The organism is Rhodopirellula maiorica SM1, from assembly GCF_000346295.1.
Classification (GTDB): Bacteria; Planctomycetota; Planctomycetia; order Pirellulales; family Pirellulaceae; genus Novipirellula; species Novipirellula maiorica.
Map to the genome: position 1 here is coordinate 1 of NZ_ANOG01000128.1, position 1,861 is coordinate 1,861.

The window sequence follows — 1,861 nt, forward strand, 5'->3', positions numbered from 1 at the left end:
AACTGCAATGATGTCTTGCCTCGCCATCGCCCTTCGGCCCATTCACAACCAACAATGGCGCCCTCGATCGTTGAGCCGCGGCTGCTTTCTCCGATCAGCAATCGGTCTTCGGTGTCGCTCCTGTCAAAGGCAAAGTAAGCGACGACTCGCGGATCGTCTTGGACTCGAGTCGCGAAACGCCCGCCACTCGCGAAGCTGGACCTGACGATGCGCCTCGCTCATCGTGCTCAGCCGACCCGGTGTGATGAAATCGGATTCACGGGGTGCGGTGGGCTTCGAAGTGCCGTCGCGATCGACCGTCAGTGCGTCTCCTGCATTCAGTTGCCGCCGTGTTGCCTGACTGCGGTTCGACTCCGCGTCGTATAGTTCGACTTTACCGTCAAACACATGAACTTCCCCCACACCATCCTCGAGTACATTCAGTCCGAACTCGGTGCCAAGGTCGACCAGCTCAAAGGAAGGCGCAAGCACGGCAAACCCTCGCGCCGGCTCGGGGACATGCGCCCTCAGACGCCCCAACCGACAAACAACCCTCGATTCATCGAGGATTTCAATCTCTGCTGGACCTTCCGCCACCACCGTAGCTCCGCCGTAAAACTCCAACTGCACCAGTCCTGCATCCCAAGACATCGAACCCGGCGGGACGGTTTGGCCGACGCGCCAATCCTTTGTCGTCGCCCCCCGCAAACCAGCGACCCGCGTCAACACAGCAACACCGGTATCGTTAATGTCGTCCGGCGCCGCGACGTCGTGATCGGCCAGTGAAGGCTGCGTTGCACGATTCCCTTCGCCGAGTGTTTGATAAATCAGGATCCCGACAATCAACAGCAACGCAGCGGCCGCCGCTAACCATCCGGCAAGTCCGCGGGAACTCAACCATCCCCGATTGCGTGTTTGCGGATGTTGCGATGACAGCTGCACGACGTTATTTGATGATGGGGCCGAACTTTTTGGAGCCCAGCCAAAGCCGAGTCAACGTTCAGGTAACGCACGTAGTCCATTCGGAACCCAGAATCGGTGCGCAGCAGATTCTCTAACTGCGCGAACTCTTCGTTGGTGGCCTCGCCGTCGAGACATCGCCGGATCAGTTCAAACTGAGCGTTTCTCGAAGTCACGAGATTCCCTCCGATGCCAGTTCTCGCCGAGTACATTCCATCAATCGCAGGCGAATCTGATGCAGCTTTTTGTAGAGTGCCATTGAGGTCCAGCCAAGTTTGCAAGCCAAGTCCGATTTTGTCACGCCTGGCTCATACGCGGTGCCCACCAATTTACGTTGATCAACGGGAAGTTTGTTCACACACTTTTCGAGCGCATTTCTCTGCAGCTCAAGCGTTACCGTTTCCGCTTGAACGGTTTGCTCTAACAGCTGTGCGATGTCGTCACCAAATAGATGTCGATCCCGGGCTCGATCTCGGCGAAACGACAACGCTTCCATCCTCGCCACACCGAATGCCCAGCGCCGAAACGCGATGCTGTCCTGAGAGTCGTCAAATTTTCGCCAAAGCACGATGGCGACCTCTTGCATGACTTCACGTGATTCTTCGTAGTTAAACAGCAGGGAGCGAACGAACAGACGCAGCGCCTCCTCGTGCTCCATGAAGAGCCTTAGAAATTGGTCGTGTTGTTCGCGATCGGATTTGTCCATCAAGAATATGCTCCAGCAGCCACCCGCATTTGCCAAGAAAAATCCAAAAAAATGAACACTTCTTTCTTATTAGCAGTTAGGCAGGGTTCACGGGGTGCAATCCGGTTAACCGTTTTGCTTGTGTTAGCCGTTTAGGCCAACATATCGAAATCGACATCTTACCGGTGCAGGCGGTGCGACGGATTCAGTCCCAACGGGGCGGCATGCTGTAGCCAC

The 1,861-nt window shown here is 56.0% G+C and carries 2 protein-coding genes; both read right to left on the bottom strand.

Annotated elements, in window-relative coordinates; translation table 11 throughout:
• Positions 1-123: 123 nt before the first annotated feature.
• Complete coding sequence (locus RMSM_RS03780; RefSeq protein WP_008691803.1) at positions 124-921, bottom strand: FecR protein domain protein; 798 nt, start codon at positions 919-921, stop codon at positions 124-126.
• Positions 922-1,111: 190 nt separating this feature from the next.
• Positions 1,112-1,645 (bottom strand): sigma-70 family RNA polymerase sigma factor, encoded by a 534-nt coding sequence (locus RMSM_RS03785; RefSeq protein ID WP_008691804.1) that lies wholly within the window; start codon positions 1,643-1,645, stop codon positions 1,112-1,114.
• Positions 1,646-1,861 lie beyond the last annotated feature (216 nt).

Coding starts and splice junctions, on each gene's coding strand:
- RMSM_RS03785 (WP_008691804.1), bottom strand. CDS start 1,645: ATGGACAAATCCGATCGCGAACAACACGACCAATTTCTAAGGCTCTTC.